Here is a 25,075-nt window from a genome sequence, read left to right on the forward strand (position 1 = left end):
CTGTAACAGAAAAGCATAATGATTGAACTTCAAAATGAGGCTGCTATTGATCGAGTGATGCAGTTGATGGCCATCCCCGGCAAGAGCTGCGAGGAAGCTCAGGTTTCAGCATGGATTCAGGACACACTGAAAAAAAGTGGCGTGCCGGCGACCGCGATCACATCTGATACCGCTCATCGCAGAAGCCCGGCCGGCGGCGAAGTTGGCAACCTGATCGTAAAGCTGAAAGGCACGGTCAAAGCGCCGAGACGTTTACTGATGGCCCACATGGATACAGTTCCGTTGGCCGTCGGCTGTAAGCCCGTCCGCAAAGGCGACAGCATTCGTCCCGCGTCGCGATCCACTGCTCTAGGTGGCGACGATCGGTCCGGCTGTGCGGTATTGCTGACCGCGATTTCAGAGATCCTGCGTCAAAAACTACCGCACCCGCCGCTGACGTTGCTGTTCGCTGTGCAGGAAGAAATCGGTCTGCGCGGGTCACGCTTTATTACGGCCAGTAAGCTCGGCAAGCCAGAGCTGTGTTTTAACTGGGACGGGCGAGATCCTGCTGGTTTGATTATCGCAGCCGTTGGAGCGACCAACCTGACGATTGGCATTGAAGGCATCGCGAGCCACGCGGGCGTACATCCGGAAAATGGAGTGAACGCCGCAGTTGTGGCGTCGCTGGCGATTGCAGACTTGCAGAAAAACGGTTGGCATGGTCTTGTGCAGCAGGGCCGCAATAAGGGCACCAGCAACGTCGGTGTGGTTGAAGGTGGTGCTGCGACCAACGTCGTCATGCCGGAACTGAAGGTTGAAGCCGAAGCACGCAGTCATCAACCTGCCTTTCGCAAACGTATCGTAAAGGAGTTCCGAAAAGCGTTCGAAGCTGCCGTCAAATCAACGACTAACGCGGCAGGTAAACGCAGCAAGCTGACGTTCGAAGAAGACACTCGCTATGAAGCATTCAGCATCAGCGAAAAGTCTGACTGCGTAACAGTTGCAAAAGAAGCCGTTGCGGCTGCGGGGCTGACGCCGGAAACATGCATCTGCGATGGCGGTCTTGATGCCAACTGGATGTCGGCTCACGGGTTTCCCACTGTTACGATGGGCTGCGGCCAGCATGACATTCATACCGTCGACGAATCGCTGGACATCCCTGAGTTTCTTGACGCGTGCCGCATCGCGACCATGCTGGCATCTGCCTGATTTTTATTGGCTGGCTTGCCAACAAATCTTCGCTTGAGATGATACCCGTGCCTTCCCACCTACCTGCACAGGACATCCCACCATGCTTCGCCGTCTTTGCCTGCTGATCGCTTTCCTGTACTTCACGATCCCCGTGTCTGCCGACCCGCTGCATGTTGGAATGGCGGAGACTGATATCACGCCGCCGATGGGGTTCCCCATTTCCGGGTACTATCACGAACGCCTCGCCGATGGCACGCTGGATCCGTTGAAGGCCAAAGCCGTGGTCTTTCGTCAAGGCGATCAGTCGGCCGCGTTTGTTGTCGGAGACCTCACCGGTATCGATCGGGATCTCTACGTCGAAGTGCGTCGTCTGGCCGCAAAGGCCACCGGCATCCCGGAAGCTCACATCGTTGTCTCCGGCACGCATTCACACACCGCGCCGGACTACACGGCTCATCTGTATCGTTATCTCGCAAAGAAGCCAGCGGATCGCGACGCGGATGCCTACGCCGCTAAGTTGGTCGGCGGCATGGTTGGTGCCATTGAAGAAGCTTACAAGTCCGCCACGCCGGCCGTTGTTCAAGCGGGATCAGGGCAACAGGAATTGCCGGTCGCTTTCAACCGCCGATTCGTGATGACGGATGGCAGCGTGAAGACGTGGCAGAAGCTCGACAATCCGAAAGTTGTCAAAGCCGCCGGGCCGATTGATCCGGAAATCGGGCTGCTGCGAATTCTGTCTGAAGACGGTAACAAAACAGTCGGTGTGGTGAGTAACTTCGCGCTGCATCTGGATACGACCGGCGGCACTCGGTGGAGCGGCGATTATCCGTACTACATCGAACAGACGCTGAAGAAAGCGATCGGCGAGGACATTGTTTCCGTGTTCGGGGCTGGCACCTGCGGAGACATCAATCATTCTGACCCCAGTCGCGCGGAACGCAACAAGACCGACGTGATCGGCAATTCGCTGGGCGATGCGATCGTGAAAGCGTTACCGGAATTAAAGCCGATTCCGTCTCCAACGCTGCGGGTTCATTCGACCACCGTTCAGCTACCGCTGCAGGAAGTCACAGAGCACGACGTCAAGCGTGCTCAAAAATTGATCCCGATTGCCAAAGCGGGAGGCAAAGTCGAATTTTTCGATCTGGTGTCAGCTTACAACGCCATCATGCTGGACCAAATGCAAAACACGCCGTCGCTGGTCACCCCGTCCGACTACTTAAGCTGGGGACTCACGCACGAATGGACGGGCGTCGGCAGCACTCTGCCTGTGGAAGTCACCACGATGGCAATCGGCGACGACGCGGCCATCGTGTTTCTGCCGGGCGAAGTGTTTGTGGATCTCGGTCTGGCCATTAAGCGAGCGTCACCGTATCGCACGACGCTGATTATTGAGCTTTCTAACTGTGTGGAGACAGCTTACATCCCCACGCGAGCAGCTTATGCCGGCGGCAGTTACGAAGTGACGAATTCCTGTGTTCAACCTGGATCCGGCGAAATGCTGGTGGAAGCGGCGCTTAGTCTGTTGCGTAAATCAGCGGCTGAGTAGCGTTGTTCGGAACGCGAATTGCGTCGATTCGTCATGATCCACATTTTCACGGCGTCTGCCGTTCATTTTCCATAGGCCACGATTAGCGGTGGACTTTGTGAAAGGTATTGTGGAAACTTGTGTTCCCTCCGGTTTTGATCAGGTGCCCACCTAATGTCGCATTCCCACCACGCGTTCTCAAATTTTAATCCGCTGGTCAACGAAGGTTTGACCTTCCGCAGTCGCCGTAACATGCTGAAAGCGGGGCTTGCGGGAATCGCCGGTCTGTCTGCTCCGAGACTCATGCAGGCACGAGCGGAAGCGGCCAACGCGAACAAGCCGATGAGTCGCAAGAGCGTCATCCTGCTGTGGATGACGGGCGGTCCCAGTCAGATTGATACATGGGATCCAAAGCCCGATCGGCCATACATTAATCGTGGTCCGTTTGCGCCAATTTCTACCGCCCTGCCCGGCACGATCATCTGCGAGCATCTGCCGAAGCAGGCTGCGATGCTGGACAAGTTTACGATCATTCGGTCGGTCGATCCTCGCAACAGCAGCCATCAACCGAACCAGGTGATGCAAACGGGGAGCCTCGAAGCAAGGCCACGAACGAACCCCAAAGGCGATCGCTATCCGGCAATCGCTTCCATCTGTGCCAAGCATCATGGTGCCAACCACCCGTCGATGCCGCCGTACGTTGCCTTTATGAAGCACTCGTCGCACGTGGCGTGGGGCGGTTGGCTGGGCAAACAATATGACCCGTTCATCGGCAACAAAGCGGCCGTGCTGCCCGAATACAATCTTGTCGGAAAGCCGTTGAATCGATCGTCGGGAGCTGACCTGTTTCAATTGCCAGGAGCCTTAAACGCAGACCGACTGACAGACCGCCGCGCGCTGATGCAGGATCTGGATCGCATTCGCAGCGGGCTGGATCAAACGGGATCGATGGAAGCATTAGACCAGTACGGTCAGCAGGCATTCGAAATGGTGCTGGGCAAGCGAGCTCAAAAAGCGTTCGATATCTCTGCCGAACCGCAGAAGAATCGAGATCGTTATGGTTCGCATTTGTGGTGCCAACAGGCCCTGCTGGCACGGCGTTTGGTCGAAGCGGGCGTGAGTTTCGTGACGCTCGATTTAAGCCACCACACCGCTTCCGGCACATGGGACAACCATGGGATTCCTGGTGGCGTGTACGGCGGAATTTCGACAGGCTTAAAGCCGCTGCTGCCGCTGTTTGATCATCTACTGACAACACTGGTCAGCGACCTTGAAGAAAGAGGCCTGCTGGACGAAGTGCTGGTGATCGGGATGGGCGAATTCGGACGCACGCCGAACATGGGAACTCAGAACAGCGAAGACGGTCGCAATCACTGGCCGGTTGTGATGTCGATGACAATGGCCGGTGGTGGGCTGCGTCACGGCCAGGTGATTGGAGCCAGTTCACACGACGGCGGCACGATCATGGACCGCCCCGTGACGCCGGGCGACTTGGCGGCCACGATTTACAAACACATGGGCGTTCCGTTGGATGGAACTTACATGGACGATCGCGGTCGGCCTCGTTACTTCATTGAAGGGGCTGGTCAGCCGATCTCGGAGCTATTCTAAGCAGATTCCTGCTGGCCGTTTACAGCAACCATGTCCAGTAACAAGACAACGCCGATGCCAGCAAGGCACAAGACAATGGCCAGTACTACATCAATTGAAAACTCACGAGGAACGAAATGCTCGAAGACCTTGTGCTTGAATTTCACCACGTCTTTTGTGGTGTCGGCCTGGAAGGGCCATAACTTATAAAGCGAACCCAACATAAAGCCGCATAACACAGCCATCGTGGCATCATGATATTTTAGAAGTAGCCAACGAAGAACTCGGCTGAATCCCAACAACCCGGTCAAACAACCCGCCGCAAAAACTCCCAGCGAAACAATCACTTCGACTGAAATCTCGCCGTGCACGAGTCCCTTAATTCGATCGGTAATGTCATGATACTGACCCAACAGCAGAAGGATGAACGCTCCGCTGATGCCCGGCAAAATCATGGCTGTAATTCCGATCATGCCGCACACGAACATGTAGCCAAGAGTGTCCGGTGGATTTCTTAAGGCTTCCAGCGTCACAATTCGCAAAGCGATCAAGATGCCTGCAATCAAAACACCAACGTGCTCCATCCGCCAGCGTGGAATGCGTTTCGCAACCAGCAGGCTCGATGCCAGAATCATTCCGGAAAACGCCGCGAAGGTCAGCGACATTTGGTTGTTCAGAAGGTAGTTCATCAGCGAAGCCAGTCCGCCGATTCCGGTCGCAATACCCAGCCCCAAAGGAACGACAAATTTGAGATCGATGTGATTCGCAGCCTGGCGCAGTTGCCGCTGTGACAGCAGTTTCAAAAAGGTCGCGTCGCAACGACTGATGGCGGTCACCAGCCGTTCGTAAATCCCCAAAATCAGAGCCACAGTACCACCGGAAACTCCCGGAACAATGTCCGCAGCTCCCATCAAGAAACCGCAAACTGCCGTTCGCAGCGACACACCAATCGGCGCGACGACAGGTTCCGGCGAAGGTGGTGCAGCCTGTAATTCGGAGGTTCCGTCAGTCATGTTGTTGTTCGGAAATCATTCTTGTGCCGTGACAATGTTTGGGGCGGAAGAATAGCACTGAAGCAGGAAACACAGAAACATGAATTCTCACCATTCCCATGCTAACTCAGCCGTCTCCCGCCGCGCGATGCTGGCTGCCGCCTCCGCAGGACTTGCGGCTTCGCCGATTTTGCGAGCTGACACGCTGGCTTCGCGGCCGCCGAAGTCGGTCATCTACATCTTTTTGTCCGGCGGGCTGGCTCAACAGGACAGCTTCGATCCCAAACCATACGCCGCGGCCGATATTCGCGGTGAATTCTCTCCCATTTCCACAAAGACGCCTGGGCTTCAGATTTGCGAACACCTGCCGCTACTGGCCGCTCGCAGTGACAAATGGAGTGTCGTTCGCAGTTTGAGTCATCCGTATAACGAGCATTCGCAGGCGCACCATGTGATGCTGACCGGCCGCTCAGACATGCCGCAGGGCTTCAACCCGTCGATGCCACGGCCTGCAGATCATCCGTCGATCGCCGCTATTTTGGGCTCGATCCTGCCTGAAAAAGAAGGCCTGCCGGCTTCCATCGTGCTGCCGGAAAAGTTGATCCATCGGTCTGGTCGAGTCATCCCCGGGCAGTTTGGCGGACAGATGGGGCCGAGGCATGACCCGTGGATTCTGGCCGCCAGTCGCTTCAACGCGAAAAGCTACGGTGCGTGGCCGGAATACGAATTCAACCACCAGCGCGGCGGCGAAGAATCCAGCGATTTGAAATTCCGCACACCGGGCCTGGCGTTGCCGGAAAATCTGACGGAACAGCATTTCGACAGTCGTCTTCAGTTGCTGAATCAGTTCGAAAATCGTGGGTTGCCGCTGGCGAAGCTCATGGAAACGAAGTCGTTCTCACGAGTGCGTGAACGAGCCCTTTCGATGCTGGGCGATGGACGTTTGAACAAGCTGTTCGATATCCATTCGGCTCCACCTGAAGAACAGGAACGCTACGGGAAGAACACGTTCGGCTGGTCGTTGTTGCTGGCGAAGAGGCTGGTGAAGTCTGGAGTGAATTTTGTACAGGTGAATCTTGGCAACAACGAAACCTGGGATACTCACGGCAACGCTTTCCCGCACCTCAAAAATTACCTGCTGCCGCCGATGGACCGAGCTGTCTCCGCCTTGCTGGACGACCTTGATGAACAGGGCGCGTTGGATTCTACATTAGTCGTGATGGCTGGCGAATTTGGTCGCACGCCAAAGATATCGCACCTGACCACACACTACGCGGCTCCTGGGCGAGATCACTGGGGCACGGTCCAGTCGGTGATGTTGGCGGGCGCCGGTTACGGCGGCGGTCGCATCATTGGCAGTACGGACGCGCAGGGCGGACAACCGCGAAGTGAGCGGCAGACTCCGGAAAGTCTTGCCGCTACGATGTACTCGGCACTTGGCATTTCCCAGCACGCACGATGGTTCGATCTTCAGGATCGACCGATGCATTTGTACGGAGCGGATGCGATTTAGCGCCGCCTGATCAGTCCACAAAATCGGCTTCAGAAAACTCGGCTCGCACGTTGCCCTGCATCGTCGTCAGCCAGATGCGCCCCGGTTCGATTTCGAACACGTACGGATAAGAAAGCCACGTGCCTTTCTGGCTGGCAATCACAACCGGTGTGCTCCATGACTTGCCATCGTCCTCCGAAAATGCCAGCGACAGTTCTTCACGATAGTTACTGACGGCCGTTTCCGACCAGATGCCGCCACCGCCGCTTAGTTTCCATTCATTCTTGCCTTCTGGGTAAGGCCGATTCCACAACAGCATCAGCCGCCCGCTTTTTAGGCGAGTCATAATTCCTGGCGCACTGCTGGCGGGGATGCCGGACGGTTGAAGAATCTGCCAATGCCGTCCGCCGTTATTGGAATAGGCCGACCAGAATTCGTTCCAGTTGGTGCGGATCAGCATCCAGACTCGTCCGTCCTTCAGCTCCGTCAAAGTCGGCTCAGTAACGCCGCCGTGGTGCCCGCGTCCGCCCAGATCGATCAGATTGCTGGCCTCCCAGGTAACGCCGTCGTCGCTGGAAGAATACGTGAGTACAGAATGGCGGCCCGGATTGTGCAGCATCTTCATCGCCGTGAAAATAATACGTCCGTCGCTTGTTTGAATCATGTCGCGAACGCAGCCACTCCACGGATCATGCAGCTTCTGAATGTGCTGCCATGTCTTGCCGTCGTCTGTGCTGCGCATCACGTAGGTCGGCAATTTCGCATCGGGCGCGTCATGCAGCTCGTCTTTCCATGTCCAGTTGCGTTCGTCCAGATTCATGAACGCCGCGATGATGCTGCCGTCTTTGGTACGCAACACCGCACGTTCGTTGCTGACCGTGATCTTCCGATCCGGCGCGAACAACGGTCGAGGTTCGGACCATGTTTTGCCGCCGTCATGGCTGACAAATGTCGCGTTGGAATCGACCGCCAGAATTCCGCCGTCGCTGGTATGAACGAACGGGCCCATCAGCTTTGACGCCAGCGGTTTCACATCAGCGTGAAGCTGCAGCTCGTCAGCGCTGGCCGATGCGCAAACGATCGACAACAGGATTATGTGGGTAAGTGAGGTCTTCATTTGGTAGGATGTCCTTTGACTAAGCGGGTTCCGGATCATAACTCTGGTGGCGAGGATTCGAAATGCAATGGACCTGGAATACTTTGCTCACATTGCTGATCGCCATTGCTGTTCCACAGGGGGCGCTATCTGACGAACCCAAAGCCCTGTCGATCGCCACGTACAACATCTGTTGGGGCAATGTCAATCTGCCGCTTATGTTGGAGACGATCCGGCAGGCGGACGCGGATGTGGTGTGTCTACAGGAAACGACTGCGCGATCGGAAGTCTTATTACGGCAGCAGTTGAAAGATGTGTACCCAAACATCCGCTTCAGTGGACACAACGGGCCGTATGCCGCCGAACGGTTCGGAGTGCTTTCGAAACTCCGCCTTGCAAAGTATCGATTTCACTGGCCGCCTCGCAGGTTTTTCGGTTTTGTGACTTTCTCGGTGTCTCACAATTCGCAGGCCGTCAACATCGTCAACGTTCACTTGGCTCCATTCACGCTGCAACGGCCGCGTTCTATTGGGCAGTTGATGCAGCAGCTCAGCAACACTGAATTACAACACAAGGAAGAAATTGAAGCCGTCATACAGTTCGTCGATACAAAGACGCCCACAATATTGGCCGGTGACTTCAACAGCATGACCGGATTCGCAGCACCGCGACGACTGCAGGACGCAGGGTTCACGGATAGTTTTGCTGCCGTCACAGAAAGCCCCGCTAAACATCCGACATGGTTCTGGCCTTTGCGAACAGGAACGGCACAACTACGAATTGACTACATTTTCCACTCGCCACATTTCCAAACGGTCAGTTCGCATATCGATCCTGCAAATGCGTCAGACCACCGCCTGCTGCTGTCGAAAGTAAAGCTCGTGTCAGACCATTCGACGCCATAGCGATTGCCCCGAGGCTACGAAATATCGGCTGCAGCCTCGGCATACTTAGCGCCGTGGCAGCAGGTTTAGTGCGGCGTTGGTCATTGTCGCGATGCCGGTTCGCAAAGTGAGTTCGAAGTCCGGGTAGTACGCGGCTGAATGCAGGGACGGGGGTGTCTGGCCTGCCATCTTGAATTGGTCCAGTCGCCGTTGGCTCACGCTACCCAGCCGATACATCAGGATTGGTACGCCCGCCTTGCCGTACAGGCTGAAGTCTTCAGCCCCCATGACTGGTTCGACCTGTTCGACGTTCGCTTCTCCCACGGTCTGCACAAACACCGAACTGAGTCGTCCCGCAAGCTCATCGTCATTGTAAAGCGACGGTGTGCCCTCTGAAAATTTCAAGTCGGGCGCGGGGGCTCGGTGGCTGATGGCGACTGCTTTCGCCTTACGTTCGATTGCTTCCAGCAGTTGCGTTCGGACGTCGGCCGAATAACTTCGCACGGTTAACTGCAGCTTGCATTCGTCGCCGATGATGTTGTGTTTGGTGCCTCCATGAATTGATCCAACGGTGATCACGGCGGGTTCGAGTGGCTTCACTTCACGGCTGACAATCGACTGCAATGCCACCACAAGTTCGGCAGCCTGCACGATTGGGTCGACGGTCGTATGAGGTGCCGAACCGTGCCCTCCCCGACCCTTGACGGTGATGTCGACGCTGTCCACATTTGCCAGCGAATAGCCCGCTCGATAGCCGACTTTGCCAGCGGGAATATCATGAGCGACATGCAAGGCCAGTCCGAAGTCGGGCTTGGGGAACTTAGTGAACAGCCCGTCTTCCAGCATTGCCTTTGCGCCGCCGACACGTTCTTCCGCAGGCTGACCGATCAGCATCAGCGTGCCCTGCCAGCGGTCTCGATAAGCGGCCAGATAGCGAGCCACGCCGACAAGGTTTGTCATGTGGATGTCGTGTCCGCAGGCATGCATCACACCGGTCTTGCTGCCGTCTTCGTTGGTCACCTTTACTGTCGAAGCGTACTCAAGGCCGGTCGCTTCGGTAACGGGAAGAGCGTCCAAGTCGGTTCGCAGCATCACCGTCGGTCCGGGACCATTTTCCAGAATCGCGACGACTCCGAACCCGCCAAAGTTTCGAGTGACTTTGTAGCCGACCCGTTCCCATTCGTCCGCGATTCGTTTCGATGTTTCCTTTTCCTGATAGGACAACTCCGGATTGCGGTGCAGGTCGAAATACAATTTCACCAGCGAATCCAGATTCGCTTCGGTCCAGTCTTCGACAGACTGAGCAGGGGCAATCGATGGGCTGAAGGCGACGAACACGGTTGCGATAATCAGCAGAATGGACTTCATGTTTTCGATGCTCCGTGGTAGTAAAGCCAGTTTGTCTGTGTCGGTCCGGCGAAGACTTGTGCAGTGTAGCTTTTTGTTCTGGATTTCAAACGACGGATGCCGGAGGGCAGCCCTACAGCGTGTTACGCTGACTTGTGGCCGCGGAACAAGCGTTTCGTACTTTAAGGGCTGATTGCCACGAGCCCGAACCGTTCACGATATAAGGTAAACTGTTGTTAGCATGGCGGAACACTATCAATGGAAGGGGGCGGACTTAGTGCTTCGCCTGCGAATTTCGCCGCGAGCGTCTCGAGACAAAGTGGGCGAGCTAATGGGCGATCGTCTGAAGGTTTCGATCACGGCTCCACCGGTCGACGGCAAGGCCAATGCCCATTTGTGCGCGTTAATCGCCAAGCAGTTTGGCGTGGCGAAATCCGGTGTGACGGTCGTTGCCGGTGAGACCAGTCGCGACAAGACTATCCAGATTTCCGAACCCAAAAAACTTGCGGATGCGTTTCTCGTCCGCTTACCGTCGTAAATGCCGACCACCATTCACCGCTGGTTGCGGACAGACGGGCTTGTCTGCCGACCCGCAATGAAAGAAACTGCCGAGCATCCATTTCTACGTCCAATGAGCCTGCTATGCCCGCTGATGCCAATGTTCTGCTGATTCTGGCGGTCATTCTGGTCGTCGGTACCGTGTCAGCCTCATTCGCAAAGATGTTGCACCTGCCGTCGGTCACCGGCCAGATCGTCGCCGGTGTGCTGATGGGGCCATCAGTATTTGCGGTGTTGACGGAGCAGAGTTTGGATTCATTCGAACCGCTGGTCGACTTCGCGTTGGGGCTGATGGCGGTCGCGGTCGGCAGTCATTTGAACTTTCGCCGCCTTGCGGTCGCTCGACGTCGGCTAACGCTGCTGCTGCTGTTCGAAGCGACGATCACGCCTTTGTTTGTCTTCAGCTTGCTGATGCTGTTTACAGACATCACGTCGACGGCTGCATTGCTGCTGGCCACCGTAGCGATCTCAACTGCACCAGCCACCGTGTTGGCTATTGTGAAAGAAACAGCGTCGAAGGGCGCGTTTGTGACAACTCTTGTTGCGGCGGTCGCGCTGAACAACCTGGCGTGCATCATCCTGTTCGAACTCGCGCGAACCGCCGCGCTTGCGTCTCAGAGGGCGGCCGTCTTAACGCCCGACATTGCCGCGCGAGCTGATATGTCGCATCCCTTTATCAGTGTAGCTTTCAGTCTGCTGCTGGGCTTCACGATTGGGGTGCTTCTGATTTTAGCCACCATGCGAATTGTGCGCACGGATCGACTTTCTGTGATGTCGCTGATCGCAATTTTGTTAACGACTGGTCTGACCGAAGAACTGGGGCTGTCGGTGTTGCTGGCGTGTTTGTGCATGGGCGTGACTCTGGCAAACCTCACGCCCGACAAGGAAGAGATCGGGCACCGCGTGTTCGAAAGTTTTGAAACCGCAATCTTTGCCGTCTTCTTCACTGTAGCGGGGATGGAATTGAATTTTCAGTCGCTCGCGATTGGCGGTCTGCTGGCTGTGATTGCGTTTTGTGGACGGCTGGCCGGTAAAGTGACGGCTGGCTACCTTAGCATGAGGATCTCTGGTGCGACTCAGCGATTCCGACGCTGGATTGGACTGTCCCTGACGCCTCAGGCTGGTTTGGCCGTGGGGCTGATGTTGCTGGTGACGGACGACGCCGCCTTCGATGAAGAACTGCGTTCGCTATTCCTGACCGTCGTGTTGGCGATGGTGTTGCTAAACGAAATTGTCGGCCCGATTCTGACACGAATGAGTCTCAAGCGTTCCGGCGACTTCGGTCGGGATCGAGCTCGCGTGCTGGACTTTCTTTCCGAGCAGAACATCACAACAACGCTTGCCGGACCCGACAAGGAATCGGCCATTCGTCGACTTGTCGATATGACGGTCGGCCTTCACAAACTGTCCATCGACGCGGACACACTGTTCGACGCCGTGATGGACGCCGAAAACACTTCCTCAACCTGCGTCGGCGAAGGTCTTGCGTTACCACATGCAAGGCTTGACGTGGGTGACAAAATTATCGGAGCGATGGGAATTAGCCGTGAGGGCCTGGCGTTGGATAGCCCCGATCAACGGCCCGTGCATTGCATGGTTCTAATCATCACGCCGACCACAATGCCGGAACGACACCTCGAAGTGCTGCAGGCGCTGGCTGCATCTATTGGCCGCGATAGATCAATTCAACAACAACTGTATCACATCGATTCGCCCGCCCATGCCGACGAATTGATTCACCTGGATCAGCAGTTCGAAGATTGGAATTACTACTTGGATGACGGCGAGTAGCCGTCAGTTTGCGCCCCATTTCACAGATCAGGAAGACATGCATAATCGTCCGAAAGTTTTTGTAACTCGAAATATCCCGTCAGCCGGTCTCGCAAAAATTCAGGCGGCAACGACTTGCGAAGTGTGGCCGGAACGAATGCCGCCCTCACCGGACGTTCTGGCAGAAAAAGCCAGCGGGTGCGACGGCGTATTGACCCTGCTTAGCGATCGCATTGACGCGGATTTCTTTGACGCCGTGGGATCTCAATTGAAGGTCGTCAGCAACTTCGCTGTTGGCTACAACAACATCGACGTTGCCGAAGCAACCAAACGCGGCATCGTCGTCGGCAATACGCCGGATGTCCTGACGGATGCGACCGCAGACATTGCCGTGGCCCTGATGCTGGCTGCCGGCCGCTGTCTTCGTGAAGGGTTGGAAAACGTTGTGCGGAAAGAATGGCAAACGTGGGAGCCCATGGAATTTATCGGGCAGGACTTGAGCGGCAAAACGCTGGGAATTGTCGGCATGGGCCGGATCGGACACGCAACTGCGAAACGCTGCCATTTCGGTTGGGGGATGAACGTGATCTACACGTCGCGGAGTGACAAACCGGAGTCCGACTCCGAGTTGGGGGCAAGTCGAGTGACCTTCGAACAACTTTTGGCGGACAGTGATTTCATTTCCGTGCACACGGATCTGAATCCGGAAACATCAAAGATGTTTGATTCCGCTGCATTCAGTGGCATGAAGTCCAACGCTGTGTTTGTGAACACTGCTCGAGGCGGAGTTGTGGATCAGGATGCTTTGCAGAAAGCGTTGACGAATGGTGAGATCTTCGCGGCCGGTTTGGATGTGACGGAACCGGAACCGCTGCCCGACGACAGTCCGCTGCGTGACCTGCCAAACTGCTTCATCCTGCCCCACATCGGCAGCGGCACGGTTAAGAGTCGCGATGCGATGGCGGAGATCGCTGCCGATAACCTGCTGGCCGGGCTGGAAGGCAAGCCGCTGCGGCATCAGGTGACCGCGTGATGTGCCCGATGACGACTTCGATGCGACACAATTTGATGCGACACGACCGGTCGAGAAGCCTGCTGCTGGTCGCCGCCGTGCTGCTGTTCAGTGGCTGCGGGGCGGAAGATTCGTCCCGCGTTGCTGGTACGGACGATCTGGCCAATGGCAGCGAATCGATCACCGTCGTGGCGACCAGCTACCCTGTGTTCGTTATGGCTTCGGAAATCGTGGGTGATGAGTGCGAAGTTGTTTTTCCTGCCGCCGACGCAACGTCACCTCAGGCATGGAAGACGTCGGCAAAAGACATCAGCGTCCTTCAGTCGGCCGACCTGATTCTGTTAAACGGAGCCGGTTATGAAGCGTGGGCTCAGCAGGTCAGCCTGCCGCGTTCAAGAACGGTCGAAACATCTGCCGCGTACGAATCGAAACTAAAGCGTGTGCAGGATTCGGTTTCGCATCAGCATGGTCCAGCCGGAGAAAACACGGGCGGAGACCTGCTGTGGGCCACATGGTTGGACCCACAACTCGCCACTTTGCAGCTAAAGGCAATTGAGGGGGCACTGTCGAAGGTTGTTCCCGATCAACGTGCCGCGTTCGCCGCGCGCGGTCAGACGATTGCCGACCGACTTGCGAAGCTCGACCAGCAGATCGAGCAACTCGCCGCAGCAACAGCCGAAAAAGAAATGGTCGTGTTGAGCGTGGGCTCTGAATTCGAATACCTGACGGCCAGACTGGGCTGGAGCGTTCGCTGGTTGCCGGAGAGTGTCGATTCCGCTCGGCTGAATGAGACATTGGTGGATTTTGCAGATGCCGAGTCAGCTTCCAAACTCAACATCCTTCTGCATACTTCCAGCCTGATTTCGCCGTTACGCGAAGCCGCCGCTGAGCACGGGTTTCGGGCGGTGGAGATTGACCAGTGCGATCAGCCAATCGCCGAGCGGTCCGTGTGGGACAGGTTGCAGGGGAACATTGAGCGACTAAGCCACGCCGCAGGATCGTAGCCACGCCCTGCCGCTTCAGACGTACAGAAAAGGTAGTGGCTGAGCTCGGAATTCGTTAGAGTTCCGCCAGCCACGCCGCCTGATTTTTCCGGAGCACACTGAACTTGTCTCGTGAACTGCCGTATTCCGACGCACAACTCGAAGCGCTGGGGCTTGCGCGCGATCGGCTGGCGCGGCATATTGCGATCATCATGGACGGCAATGGGCGGTGGGCTCAACAGCGAGGAATGCCACGCATTGAAGGTCATCGACGCGGTGTGAATTCTGTGCGAGCCGTCGTGGAAGAATGCTCTCGATTGGGGCTCGAGCAACTGACGCTGTACTGCTTTTCCAGTGAAAACTGGAAGCGCCCCAAGCTGGAACTCAGCCTGTTAATGAGTCTGCTGCGGCGTTATCTGGTTGAAGAACGCAAGCGCATCAACGAGCAGGGGTTGCGGTTTCGAGTGATCGGCCGGACCGATGAACTCGACCCTGCCATCCAGAAAGAAATTCGAATCACAGAAGAATCGGCGGCGGAAAACGACGGCATGATGCTGTGCCTGGCCGTCAACTATGGTTCTCGCATGGAAATCACGGACGCCGTTCGAGCGATCGCAGAGAAGGTGCAGCAGGGCGAGATTCATCCGGACGAAATTTCGGAGCAGACGGTGGCCAGTCATCTGATGACCAGCGGCATGCCCGATCCGGACTTGCTGATTCGTACGGCCAACCAACTTCGCATCAGCAACTACCTTTTGTGGCAGATCAGCTATTCTGAAATCTGGATCACCGACTGCTTCTGGCCGGACTTTCGAGAAGAACAGCTGCATCAGGCGCTGAAGGATTTTGCCGCTCGAGACCGGCGGTTTGGTGGGTTGAATCCGTCCAGTGACCAGGCGGCGTCGAATAGCAGCTAGACGCCGGTTCGGATGTGGCTTTTTACATTCAGGAAAATTTGCAGAGCGACCTGCGGGAGCGTTTCCGAAGGGTAGCTCGAATGATCTGAGGCACTGGCCTCAATAGTCAAGGTAAGTGAAAATGCTGGGCTGGCGTCTGACGATTTCCGCCATTCTGATCCCAACACTGCTGCTGCTTTTCCGCTGGGATGCAAGCCTTGGCAAGGGAGCACCCGTGTTGCTGGTGATGGCGCTGTTGCTGACGATTCGCGGCAGTTACGAAATGTGCCACCTGCTGCAAACTCGAAATTTCCGACCGTCTTTCGAGGTCACGGCCGCATGCAACGTGACCGTACTTCTGGCGGCGTGGGCGCATGCAAGAATGACGGGCGTGCCGGACGGACGACTCGGTTTGCTGGTGTCTCTGGGACTAATTGCAGCTGCTCTGTTCGCCTCTTTGCTGGTGCTGTTGCTGCTGGAAGCCTGTCGGTACCGCAAGCCCGGCCAATCCATGGAATCACTGTCGGCCAATCTGTTGACCGTCGTCTATGCCGGCGGACTTCTGGCCGTGCTGGCTCAGTTTCGCTGGTTTCCAGGCGAGGCGCTCGGCTATTTCGCCATCGGATCCGTGATCATTTCCGTCAAGAGCGGCGACGTCATGGCCTACACGTTCGGTCGGTTGTGGGGCAAACGAAAAATGGTTCCGACACTCAGCCCCGGAAAAACATGGATGGGCGGTATGGGAGCCATCGTCGGAAGTTGCCTTGGCGCGTGGCTGTGGCTTTCTTTCGGCGGCCGGCTGTTCGCTGCAAGTCCCGTTGTCACGAGCCTTGAATGTGTCTTCGCGTACGGAGCCACCATGGGTGTCGTCGGCCTGATTGGTGACTTGTGCGAATCGCTGATCAAGCGCGATTGCGAAAAGAAGGATTCCGCCCAGTTGCTACCTGGCTTCGGCGGGCTGTTGGACCTGCTCGACAGCCCGCTTTTTGCCGCGCCAGTCGCTCTGGCCTGGTGGGCTTTGTGGCCACCGGCGATGTGAAGCGGCCGGATGCGTTGCGACGCTTGGAGAAAGTGATATCATGCTATCACTTTCTCCCAGAGGTAGGCTCATGACTGCTCAGATCATCGTCAGAAATGTACCGCCGCAGATTAAAGACTGGCTGGCCGAAGGTCGCAACGACGGAGTCAGCCAGAACGAGCGAATTCTTTCTGCGCTGGAGACCGCGTATCGGCAACGCCGGCAAGTTCGTCAGCCGAGTTTGTTTCCTGATGCAGATTGGATGCCGTCCGATCAGGGGGACATTGAACAGGATCCGCCTCTATTCAAATTTGTTGACCTGTTTGCCGGTATCGGCGGCATGCGTCTGGGCCTGACTGCGGTTGGCGGTGAATGCGTCTTTACGTGCGAACTTGATCGCTACTGTCGGAAAACGTATTCCGCCTGGTTTGGCGATAACGACATCGCGGAAGATATCACCAAGCTGAAAATTCGCGATATTCCGCAGCATGACGTGCTTGCGGCCGGTTTTCCGTGCCAGCCGTTTTCGCTCGCAGGTGTTTCCAAAAAGAATAGTCTCGGGCGCAATCACGGCTTCCTCGACAAGACCCAGGGCACGCTGTTTTTTCATCTCGCCAACATCATCGATGCAAAGAAGCCGCCGATTATATTGCTGGAAAACGTAAAGAACCTTCGGTCGCACGACAAAGGGAAAACTTGGAAGACGATTTATGATCGGCTTGATGAACTGGGCTATGAGGTCTTCGATAAGGTGATTGACGCGGCCGATTATGTGCCGCAACATCGCGAGCGAATCTTTATCGTAGGGTTTCGGCGTTCCGTGTTTACCAGCAACGTGAAGTTCCAGTTCCCCGCGCCGCCGTCCGGGCCGCGTCCGAGACTCGGCTCCATCCTGGAAGACAGCGTCGATGACAAATACACGCTCACCGACAACCTATGGAAATACCTCGTCGACTACGCAGAAAAGCACAGGCAGCGAGGGAACGGGTTCGGATACGGAATTGGAGACCGTGACGGCGTCAGTCGTACTTTGAGCGCACGGTACTACAAAGACGGCTCAGAAATCCTGATCGCTCAGGACGGCAAGAACCCGCGTCGCCTGACGCCGCGTGAATGTCGGGCGTTGATGGGCTTTCCCGATCACTTGGACATTCAAGTGTCTGATATGCAGGCCTACAAGCAATTCGGCAACGCTTTAGTGCCGAAGATTGTTGAGCACGTCGGTTCCGAGATCGTGAAGGTGATGAAATGGCAACTGCTTCGGAAAAGCAAGAGTGGCTGTTTGCTGAAGAAATAACCGCGTCTGCAGCTTGATCCCGCTAAACGAAATCGCGGCTGCCGCCATTCGTTGGCCCGTCAAAAGCCGCTTTGCCGCCGACCCGTCGGATGGGGAAAAGTTTGACTGTTTTTCCCGGAATTTGGGGCCGATGCTGTGCGTGCGGCCCTGCCCCTTCGTGGTACTTTGATACCGTCGCGATATGATGGGGCTCAGGGACGTTCGAGGCGTTGCTGACGCACAGCTTGCACGAAATGCGAGGGGAACTGATCTGCACTGCGGCGGTTTTCTTCTGTGTTTTCTGCGTCTTCCGTGGTCCCCCTCCCCTGCGACTCAATTGCACTGATTTTCTAACGGAGCTCCGATCCTCATGATCGACATCAATACGGACATCACCGAAGCACCGTCCGGCAATCGGCCGTTTGCTCATTTGCACTGTCACACGCACTTTAGTTTGCTGGACGGGGTCAACCGGATTCCGGAGCTGGTCAATCAGGTCAAAAAGCTGGGCATGAATTCGATTGCCATGACCGACCATGGCAACCTGGGCGGAGCCATGGAGTTCTACAACACGTGCAAGAAAGGCGACGTTAAACCCATCATCGGGTACGAAGCCTATGTTGCTCCGGGGCGGCGCACCGACCGCAGCGCGACTCGGCAAAAAGAGGCTCAGTCCCACTTAACGTTGCTGGCCATGAACCAGAAGGGTTTCGACAACCTGATCAAGATGGCGTCGACTGCGTACCTGGAAGGCTTCCACTACAAGCCGCGTATTGACAGGGAGCTTCTGGAAGAATTTAACGAAGGCATCATTTGCCTTTCCGGCTGCGCGTCTTCGGAACTTTCGAAGATGCTGCTGGCGGAAAAAAATGACGAAGCTAAACAGCTTTGCGAATGGTACACGCGAGTCTTCGGCGACCGTTTTTACATGGAAATCCAGGATGCGGGCTTTGAGATTCAGAAGCAGTGTCTGGAACTCACGGTCGATCTTGCCAACAAAATGGGCCTGCCTCTGGTTGCCACCAATGACGCTCACTATTTGACTCGGGACGACGCGAAAGTTCAGGACGTTTTGCTGTGCGTGAACACTCGCACAACCAAAGACGATCCGAACCGCATGAAGATGTCCAACGATGGCTTGTACATCTGCAGTCCGGAAGAAATGTATACGACGTTCAGCGGGCTGGAAGAAGCCGTATCGATGTCGCAGACCATCGCGGATCGAGTCGACATTGAACTGCACGACCGCAAGCTTTACCCCGTTTTCCGGCCGCCCGAAAACAAGACGGACATCGACTACCTGAAGGAACTCTGCAATGAACGCATGTATGAACGCTACGGCGACGAACTGACGGATGCTCATTGGGATCGGCTGAAGTACGAACTCAGCGTGATCGAAGAGAAAGGCTACGCCAGTTACTTTTTGATCGTGTGGGACTTTGTTGAGTTCGCTCGGAAGAATGGCATTCCCTGCGGTGCCCGAGGTTCCGCGTGCGGTGCCATCGTCGCGTTTCTGCTGCGTCTGGGCGATGTGTGTCCTTTGAAGTACGACCTGCTGTTCGAACGATTTCTGGACCCCAGCCGTAACGAACCGCCCGATATCGATATCGACTTCTGCCGCGATCGTCGTCAGATGGTGATCGACTACACCAAAGAGACGTACGGCGAAATGAACGTCGCCCAGATCGGCACGTACGGCACGCTAAAGGCCAAGAATGCCATCCGCGATGTTGGCCGAGCCCTCAACGTGCCGCTGCCGCGCGTGAATGAGCTGGCGAAGATGATTCCTGATGAGCTGAACATCAAGCTGAAAGACGCTCTGGAAAAAAGTCCCGACCTGAAAGCTGCGTACGATGGCGATCCGGTGGCTCAGGAACTGCTTGACTATGCCATTTCCGTAGAGGGGCTGGCTCGCAGTATGGGGACTCACGCAGCGGGCGTTGTTGTGGCCGATGTGCCGCTGGATACGGTCGTTCCTCTGCAGAAGATTACCGGCAAGAAGGACATTATCACTCAGTGGGACGGCCCGACGATCGAAGACATCGGCCTGCTGAAGATGGACTTTTTGGGTCTGAGAAACCTGACCATTCTGGACAAAGCTGTAAAGAACGTGCAGCGGAGTCACCCGGACTTTACGTTGCAGTATGTTCAGGAGCACCTGGAGGACAAGAAGACGTTCGCGTTGCTGCAACGCGGCGAAACCAAGGGCGTGTTTCAGTTGGAGTCTGGCGGGATGCGAGACCTGCTGACCAAGATGAAGCCCGACTGTTTTGAAGACATCATCGCGACGTCTGCGTTGTATCGTCCCGGCCCGCTGGAAGGCGGAATGGTGATGGAATACGTCGACGTGAAAAACGGTCGTAAGCAGCCGCGTAAGGTGCATCCAGTAGTCGACGAGGTTTTGGAAGAAACCTACGGCGTGATGGTGTACCAGGAACAGGTCATGCGGATTCTAAACCGCGTCGGCAACGTCGAACTGGCCAGTGCGTACAAATGTATTAAGGCCATCAGTAAGAAGAAACAGTCGATCATCGACAGTTTCCATGGCGAATACATTGCGGGTGCCGAAGCCAACGGCATTTCTACAAAACTGGCCGACGAATTGTGGAACCTGATCGTTGCCTTCGCTGGGTACGGTTTCAATAAATCGCATTCCACGGCCTACGGTTTGATCGCTTACGAAACCGCATATCTGAAGGCTCACTATCCGGTCGAGTTTATGGCGGCACTGCTAAGCTGCGGGATGGAAAGCAGCGAACGCATTGCGGAGCACGTCGACGATTCGCGACGCCAGAACATCGAAGTGTTGCCTCCGGATGTGAATACGTCGGAAGTGGAGTTCGCTGTTGTTGGCGACAAAATTTCGTTTGGTATGGGGGCCATCAAAGGCGTGGGCGAAGCCGCCTTGGAAGCGATGGTTGCCGAACGCCAGGAGAACGGTCCGTTCCGAGACATCTTTGATCTTGCAGAACGAGTCGATCCGAAAGCACTGAATAAGTCGGCGTTGGAAGTGCTGATCAAAGTCGGTGCGTTGGATAACCTGCCTGGCAATCGAGCTCAGCAGTTAGAAGTGGTTGAACGAGCGGTCCAGTCGGCCGTGCAGAAGGCCAAAGACAAGGCCAGCGGTCAGATGAACCTGTTTGGCGGCGATGACGACGAAGAGGAAGTCGGTGCCGACGGCGAAGTCGTCATCAATCTGCCGGACGTTCCCGACTGGCCGAAGCCTCAGAAACTGCAGGCCGAAAAAGACTGTCTTGGATTCTACCTGACGTCGCACCCACTGGCTCAGCATTCCAAACGCATCAGCAGGTACGCTCAAACGACAAACAAGCAGCTCGCCGACATGGACGACGGAGCGATTGTGACGATCGCCGGCATGGTCGGTTCGATCAAGATTGCGACAGCGAAAAAGACCAACGCGAACGGCCAGAATAAGTATGCCAACTTCGACCTTGAAGACGCGACGGGCATCATTCGCTGCATTGCGTGGCCGTCGGATTACGATCGGTTTAAAGAACTGATCAAGCCGGAAAATATCGTAATCGTGCAGGGGAAGGTGGATCGTCGTGGGCGAGAGCCCAACATCGTGGCGAATCGCATCATGACGCTCGATCAGGCGGATAAAGAGTTCACAACTCAGGTTGCGATTAAGTTCGATCGCGGACTGCATTCGCTGGACGATGTGGAGAACGTGCGAAAAGTTCTGGGGCGGTTTCCCGGCGCCACCGATGTGATTCTGGTGGTCGATAGCGTTGATTCAGGGGCGGAAGCTGCAAATGGAAGCAGCAATAGCTCGACACTGGAAACTCAGACCGCAGAGGGCGGCACGGCGGTTGCTGAAGCTGACACAGCCACGGCGACCGATGCTTCCAATCGCATTCGCTACATTCTGACCACAGGCAAAGATTGCCAGGTGACCGTGGGGCCGGAATTCCAGCAGGCGTTGAAAGATGCCATCGGTGAGGACTTCTACGAACTGAAGGCCGGTAAGTCGTCCAACGGTGGCGGCGGTTCTACGGGGCGTTGACGAAGCGACGCCGACAATACAAACTAGCGTCAAGCATCGAAGTTGTTGGAATACTCTGACCTCATGGAGGTGAGTGATGGCGAAGTCGCAAGTGAAGCGAAAAAAACAGCTCGAAAAGAAAAAGCGTAAGCGCAACGAAAAGCACCGCCAGGTCACGCGTCTCAAGAATGCGTCTCCGGCGGAGCTTCTGAAGCGACATGCGAAGGCACCAATTCTGGACTGTTACGTCGGCGACGCTCTGGAAGCGGAGGGGCTGGGGTATGTTGTCATTAGTCGGCAACTGGCGTCTGGCGAAGTCGCCTTTGCCGCGTTTCTGATCGACAGGTACTGCATGGGGGCCAAGGATGCGTTCGGTGACATCGTGACCCGCAGCCAATGCCGCGAGCAGATTGAAAAGATGCAGGAAATGGGGCTGCGCCCGATCGACGCCGAGTCAGCTCGCCGCGTGATTGAAGACAGCGTCAACTACGCGAAGAGTCTGGGGCTTAACCCGCACCGCGACTATCACACTGCCAGGCTAATTTTTGGAGACCTTGATCCGGCGGCAGCACGAGAGACCTTCGAAATGGGTGTGGACGGAAAGCCGCGATTTGTCAACGGCCCGTATCAATCGGCCGAAGAGTGTCAAATGATCATCAGCCGGCTGGAACAAAGCTGCGGTCCGGATGGGTACGATACTGTGATGAGTTTCGGCGGACTCGGCGGCGACGTATCGAACCTCAGCGATATCGGGGAACTCGGATTCGCAGATGATTTCGATGAGCACAACTTCGACGAAGATGAAGTAGAGCTCGACGATGAAGAGGCGCCGAGTGTCCGTGTGATCGAGAACGATGAGGCTCGGTAGTGCGAAGCGTTCGTTGGGCTCGACGATAACGGCGAGACGGCACTGAAGCAGCTCGCCGCTGACGTTGGGGCCAACGGTTCAAGTCCGATTGTCTGGGTGAGAAGCTATGAAACTCTGTCTTGTCTGTCCGGCCGTCTTCGCAATTCTGTTGCTTTCACACGCCGGCATCCATGCTCAGGAAATTCCGGACTATGACCTCGGCGGGGCGAGCAAGCCGAAGCCGGATATGTCGTTTCGGAAGGAAGACCAGTACAAGCGAGTCCACCAATCAGCGCTGCGGTTCATTCTGCGAGGGGAACTCGACAAGACCGAAGCCTTCCTGGATCAGTACCTCGCCGCACATCCGGGCGATGCGGAGACGCTGTACATGCTCGGCATTTTGCACGGGCAGCGAGACAACATCGCAAAGGCCGAAGACTTCATGAAACGGGCACTGGCGGCAGGGCTGCCGGAAGGAAGGTTGATCGCGGGGCCTCGCGAAGTGATGAAAACGTTGCGCGACACGGATCTGTTCGAACGGTTGATAGAAAAGCACCGCGGGCGCTCGTTTCGCCGGATCGTGCATGGGCCGATGGTGGGAAACGTGACGGACACGAGTGCCTCTTTTTGGGTGCGAACGGCCGATCCTTCCGAAGTCGTGGTCCACGTGCGTGAGATTCTGCCCGTCGATCAGGGCGGTCTGGCGCCGGACGGCCCGCGGAGTTCCACTGCGGTCGCGACCGCGGATGAAGACTTCACTGCCGTCGCGGAAGTCACAGGTCTTAAGCCGAACACGGAATATAACTACGCGATCAGTATCGACGGCGAGCCTGCCGCGTTCGCGATGAAGCGACATCGGTTTCGGACGTTCGCACCGCAGGGCGAAGCATCAAAGTTCAAAATCGCATTCGGCGGCGGAGCGGGCTACGTTCCTGAAAACGAACGCATGTGGGATACGATCGGCAGCTTCGATCCTCGCGCGATTCTGCTGTTGGGCGACAACGTCTACATCGACGATCCGGAATCCGTCGTGATGCAGCAATACACCTATCAGCGTCGTCAGTCGCGGCCCGAATGGCGGAAACTGACGGCTCGAACGCCCGTCTTCACCATCTGGGACGATCACGACTTCAGCACCAACGATAGCTGGGGTGGAGCGGACATCGACGTACCGTTCTGGAAAAAGGACTGGGTGTTTCCCATCTTCCGCCAGAATTGGGCCAACCCCGGTTACGGTGGCGGAGATGCTCAGCCCGGCTGCTGGTACAGCTTCCAAATCGGCGATGTCGATTTCATCATGCTCGACTGCCGCTACTACCGCACCGCGCCGAAGGGCAAGGACCGGTCGATGCTCGGTGCGGTGCAGAAGAAGTGGCTGAAGGAACAACTGGCGGATGCGAAGGGCACGTTTAAGTTTCTGTGTTCGTCAGTGCCGTGGGATTTTCGCACCAAAGGCGACAGCAAGGATACGTGGAACGGCTACAAGCAGGAACACGAAGAGATCCTGACCTTCATCGAAGATCAGAAGATCGAAGGCGTGTTGCTGATGTCGGCGGATCGGCATCGGTCTGACTGTTGGAAGATCGAACGCGAAAACGGTTATGGTCTGTACGAATTCAACTCGTCGCGGCTGACCAATCAGCACGTGCACCCGACCATGGAAAAAGCTGGAGCGATCTTTAGCTATAACAAACTGCAGTCGTTCGGTCTGGTGACGTTTGATACCACGGTTGACGATCCGCAGGTGAAGTATGAAGTCGTCAACATCAATGGCGAGAAGCCTCATTCCATCACTGTGAAACGTAGCGAACTGGCCTTCGATTGATTCAACCGTCGTTCGTGTTTTGACGTTCGTGGCGGTTTGCTTCGGCACTGATTGTCACGCGGCAGCGTTCGCCCGAAATGATTTCGCATCGCGCCGCCACAGCCAAACGAACACTCCACTGAAAACGATCGCGGACCACTGGTAGGCGGTCAGGCCGCCCACCACTTCGGCTTCCGGGCGGATGAATTCGGTAAAGAATCGGTAGCCGAAATAGGTCAGGAAATACAGCTTAATCAGCTGCCCTTTCAACAGGCCACGTCGAATCATCCACGCGGCGACGAACGCAGCGGTTAGGTGGAAAGCGGATTCGTACAACTGAGTCGGGTGCCGCGCTAGTTGATCGATGTTCGGAAAGGTGACGGCCCATGGCACAGAAGTCGGCGTTCCGTAGCAACAGCCTCCACAAAAACAGGCAAGGCGTCCAATCGCAATCGACGCGGCAATCGGCACGACGAAAGTGTCTCCCGTTTTGATTTTAAGACCGATGCTGTGCTTGGCCCATTCGACACCCGCGTAGCCGCCTACCATGCCGAACAGAATCGTCTTGCCGCCGATCAAAATTCCATCGGCGGCATGGAAGCCCGGAAGACCAGGCATCAGAAACGGCAGTTTTGCTGTCAGGATCGCAGCCGTGAATGCGCACAGGCCGATCCAGCATTTTGCGAACGTATCGATCGGCAGTGACGCCTTGTAGCGGCGACTCAGAAACGCTCCGGTGCCGACCGCCACCAGCATGACCAGCGGATAAAGGTGTGGCAGAGTTCCGCCCATTGTAGCATTTTACT

At 56.2% G+C, this 25,075-nt stretch carries 19 protein-coding genes; 15 read left to right on the forward strand and 4 right to left on the reverse strand.

Annotated elements, in window-relative coordinates; translation table 11 throughout:
* The first annotated feature begins 18 nt into the window (after positions 1 to 18).
* The 3 genes from Fuma_RS33340 to Fuma_RS33350 all read left to right on the forward strand — a co-directional run bounded on the left by Fuma_RS33340 (position 19) and on the right by Fuma_RS33350 (position 4,309).
* Entirely contained in the window at positions 19 to 1,188 is a 1,170-nt protein-coding gene (locus Fuma_RS33340; RefSeq protein WP_083732499.1) for a M20/M25/M40 family metallo-hydrolase, read from the forward strand.
* Between the two features lie 82 nt (positions 1,189 to 1,270).
* Entirely contained in the window at positions 1,271 to 2,719 is a 1,449-nt protein-coding gene (locus Fuma_RS33345; protein ID WP_083732500.1) for a neutral/alkaline non-lysosomal ceramidase N-terminal domain-containing protein, read from the forward strand.
* A gap of 153 nt (positions 2,720 to 2,872) precedes the next feature.
* Positions 2,873 to 4,309: a DUF1501 domain-containing protein gene (locus Fuma_RS33350; protein WP_077027926.1), complete on the forward strand. Its 1,437-nt coding sequence runs from the start codon at positions 2,873 to 2,875 to the stop codon at positions 4,307 to 4,309.
* Here the strand turns inward: Fuma_RS33350 and Fuma_RS33355 are convergent.
* Positions 4,306 to 5,301: a DUF368 domain-containing protein gene (locus Fuma_RS33355; protein WP_083732501.1), complete on the reverse strand. Its 996-nt coding sequence runs from the start codon at positions 5,299 to 5,301 to the stop codon at positions 4,306 to 4,308. The two genes, Fuma_RS33350 and Fuma_RS33355, sit on opposite strands and share 4 nt — an antisense overlap.
* 79 nt (positions 5,302 to 5,380) lie before the next feature.
* Here Fuma_RS33355 and Fuma_RS33360 point away from each other — a divergent pair, with 79 nt between their 5' ends.
* Positions 5,381 to 6,793: a DUF1501 domain-containing protein gene (locus Fuma_RS33360; protein WP_077027928.1), complete on the forward strand. Its 1,413-nt coding sequence runs from the start codon at positions 5,381 to 5,383 to the stop codon at positions 6,791 to 6,793.
* Positions 6,794 to 6,803: 10 nt separating this feature from the next.
* On the opposite strand, the gene Fuma_RS33365 is transcribed toward Fuma_RS33360, so the two are convergent.
* Complete coding sequence (locus tag Fuma_RS33365; RefSeq protein WP_077027929.1) at positions 6,804 to 7,889, reverse strand: sialidase family protein; 1,086 nt, start codon at positions 7,887 to 7,889, stop codon at positions 6,804 to 6,806.
* A gap of 62 nt (positions 7,890 to 7,951) precedes the next feature.
* Between Fuma_RS33365 and Fuma_RS33370 the strand changes: the two genes are divergently transcribed.
* Positions 7,952 to 8,773 (forward strand): endonuclease/exonuclease/phosphatase family protein, encoded by an 822-nt coding sequence (locus tag Fuma_RS33370; protein WP_077027930.1) that lies wholly within the window; start codon positions 7,952 to 7,954, stop codon positions 8,771 to 8,773.
* Positions 8,774 to 8,818: 45 nt separating this feature from the next.
* Here the strand turns inward: Fuma_RS33370 and Fuma_RS33375 are convergent, their stop codons facing one another.
* A complete protein-coding gene (locus tag Fuma_RS33375; RefSeq protein ID WP_077027931.1) occupies positions 8,819 to 10,120 on the reverse strand; it encodes a M20 metallopeptidase family protein in 1,302 nt (433 codons plus the stop codon).
* Between the two features lie 220 nt (positions 10,121 to 10,340).
* Between Fuma_RS33375 and Fuma_RS33380 the strand changes: the two genes are divergently transcribed.
* The 10 genes from Fuma_RS33380 (at position 10,341) to Fuma_RS33425 (ending at position 24,290) form a co-directional block, all read left to right on the forward strand.
* The gene (locus Fuma_RS33380) at positions 10,341 to 10,637 is read left to right on the forward strand and encodes a DUF167 family protein (RefSeq protein WP_077027932.1); all 297 of its coding nucleotides are present in this window, start codon (positions 10,341 to 10,343) and stop codon (positions 10,635 to 10,637) included.
* A gap of 104 nt (positions 10,638 to 10,741) precedes the next feature.
* The gene (locus tag Fuma_RS33385) at positions 10,742 to 12,448 is read left to right on the forward strand and encodes a cation:proton antiporter domain-containing protein (protein ID WP_077027933.1); all 1,707 of its coding nucleotides are present in this window, start codon (positions 10,742 to 10,744) and stop codon (positions 12,446 to 12,448) included.
* Between the two features lie 37 nt (positions 12,449 to 12,485).
* Positions 12,486 to 13,460 (forward strand): 2-hydroxyacid dehydrogenase, encoded by a 975-nt coding sequence (locus tag Fuma_RS33390; protein WP_099091926.1) that lies wholly within the window; start codon positions 12,486 to 12,488, stop codon positions 13,458 to 13,460.
* Positions 13,461 to 13,468: 8 nt separating this feature from the next.
* Positions 13,469 to 14,443 carry a metal ABC transporter substrate-binding protein gene (locus Fuma_RS33395; protein WP_158521218.1) on the forward strand — a complete coding sequence of 325 codons (975 nt, stop codon included), beginning with the start codon at positions 13,469 to 13,471 and terminating at the stop codon, positions 14,441 to 14,443.
* A 104-nt stretch (positions 14,444 to 14,547) separates the two neighbouring features.
* A complete protein-coding gene (locus tag Fuma_RS33400) occupies positions 14,548 to 15,339 on the forward strand; it encodes an isoprenyl transferase (protein ID WP_229360801.1) in 792 nt (263 codons plus the stop codon).
* Positions 15,340 to 15,460: 121 nt separating this feature from the next.
* Positions 15,461 to 16,357 (forward strand): phosphatidate cytidylyltransferase, encoded by an 897-nt coding sequence (locus tag Fuma_RS33405; protein ID WP_077028715.1) that lies wholly within the window; start codon positions 15,461 to 15,463, stop codon positions 16,355 to 16,357.
* Between the two features lie 70 nt (positions 16,358 to 16,427).
* Positions 16,428 to 17,633, forward strand: a complete 1,206-nt coding sequence (dcm, locus tag Fuma_RS33410) for a DNA (cytosine-5-)-methyltransferase (RefSeq protein ID WP_077027937.1) — start codon at positions 16,428 to 16,430, stop codon at positions 17,631 to 17,633.
* Between the two features lie 349 nt (positions 17,634 to 17,982).
* Positions 17,983 to 21,639 carry a DNA polymerase III subunit alpha gene (gene dnaE / locus Fuma_RS33415; protein ID WP_077027938.1) on the forward strand — a complete coding sequence of 1,219 codons (3,657 nt, stop codon included), beginning with the start codon at positions 17,983 to 17,985 and terminating at the stop codon, positions 21,637 to 21,639.
* Between the two features lie 76 nt (positions 21,640 to 21,715).
* Positions 21,716 to 22,486, forward strand: coding sequence for a hypothetical protein (locus Fuma_RS33420; protein ID WP_077027939.1), 771 nt, complete (start codon positions 21,716 to 21,718; stop codon positions 22,484 to 22,486).
* A 106-nt stretch (positions 22,487 to 22,592) separates the two neighbouring features.
* Positions 22,593 to 24,290, forward strand: coding sequence for an alkaline phosphatase D family protein (locus Fuma_RS33425; protein WP_077027940.1), 1,698 nt, complete (start codon positions 22,593 to 22,595; stop codon positions 24,288 to 24,290).
* Positions 24,291 to 24,344: 54 nt separating this feature from the next.
* On the opposite strand, the gene Fuma_RS33430 is transcribed toward Fuma_RS33425, so the two are convergent.
* The gene (locus Fuma_RS33430; protein WP_077027941.1) at positions 24,345 to 25,061 is read right to left on the reverse strand and encodes a prolipoprotein diacylglyceryl transferase; all 717 of its coding nucleotides are present in this window, start codon (positions 25,059 to 25,061) and stop codon (positions 24,345 to 24,347) included.
* Positions 25,062 to 25,075: the final 14 nt, after the last annotated feature.

It is taken from the genome of Fuerstiella marisgermanici (assembly GCF_001983935.1).
GTDB lineage: Bacteria > Planctomycetota > Planctomycetia > Planctomycetales > Planctomycetaceae > Fuerstiella > Fuerstiella marisgermanici.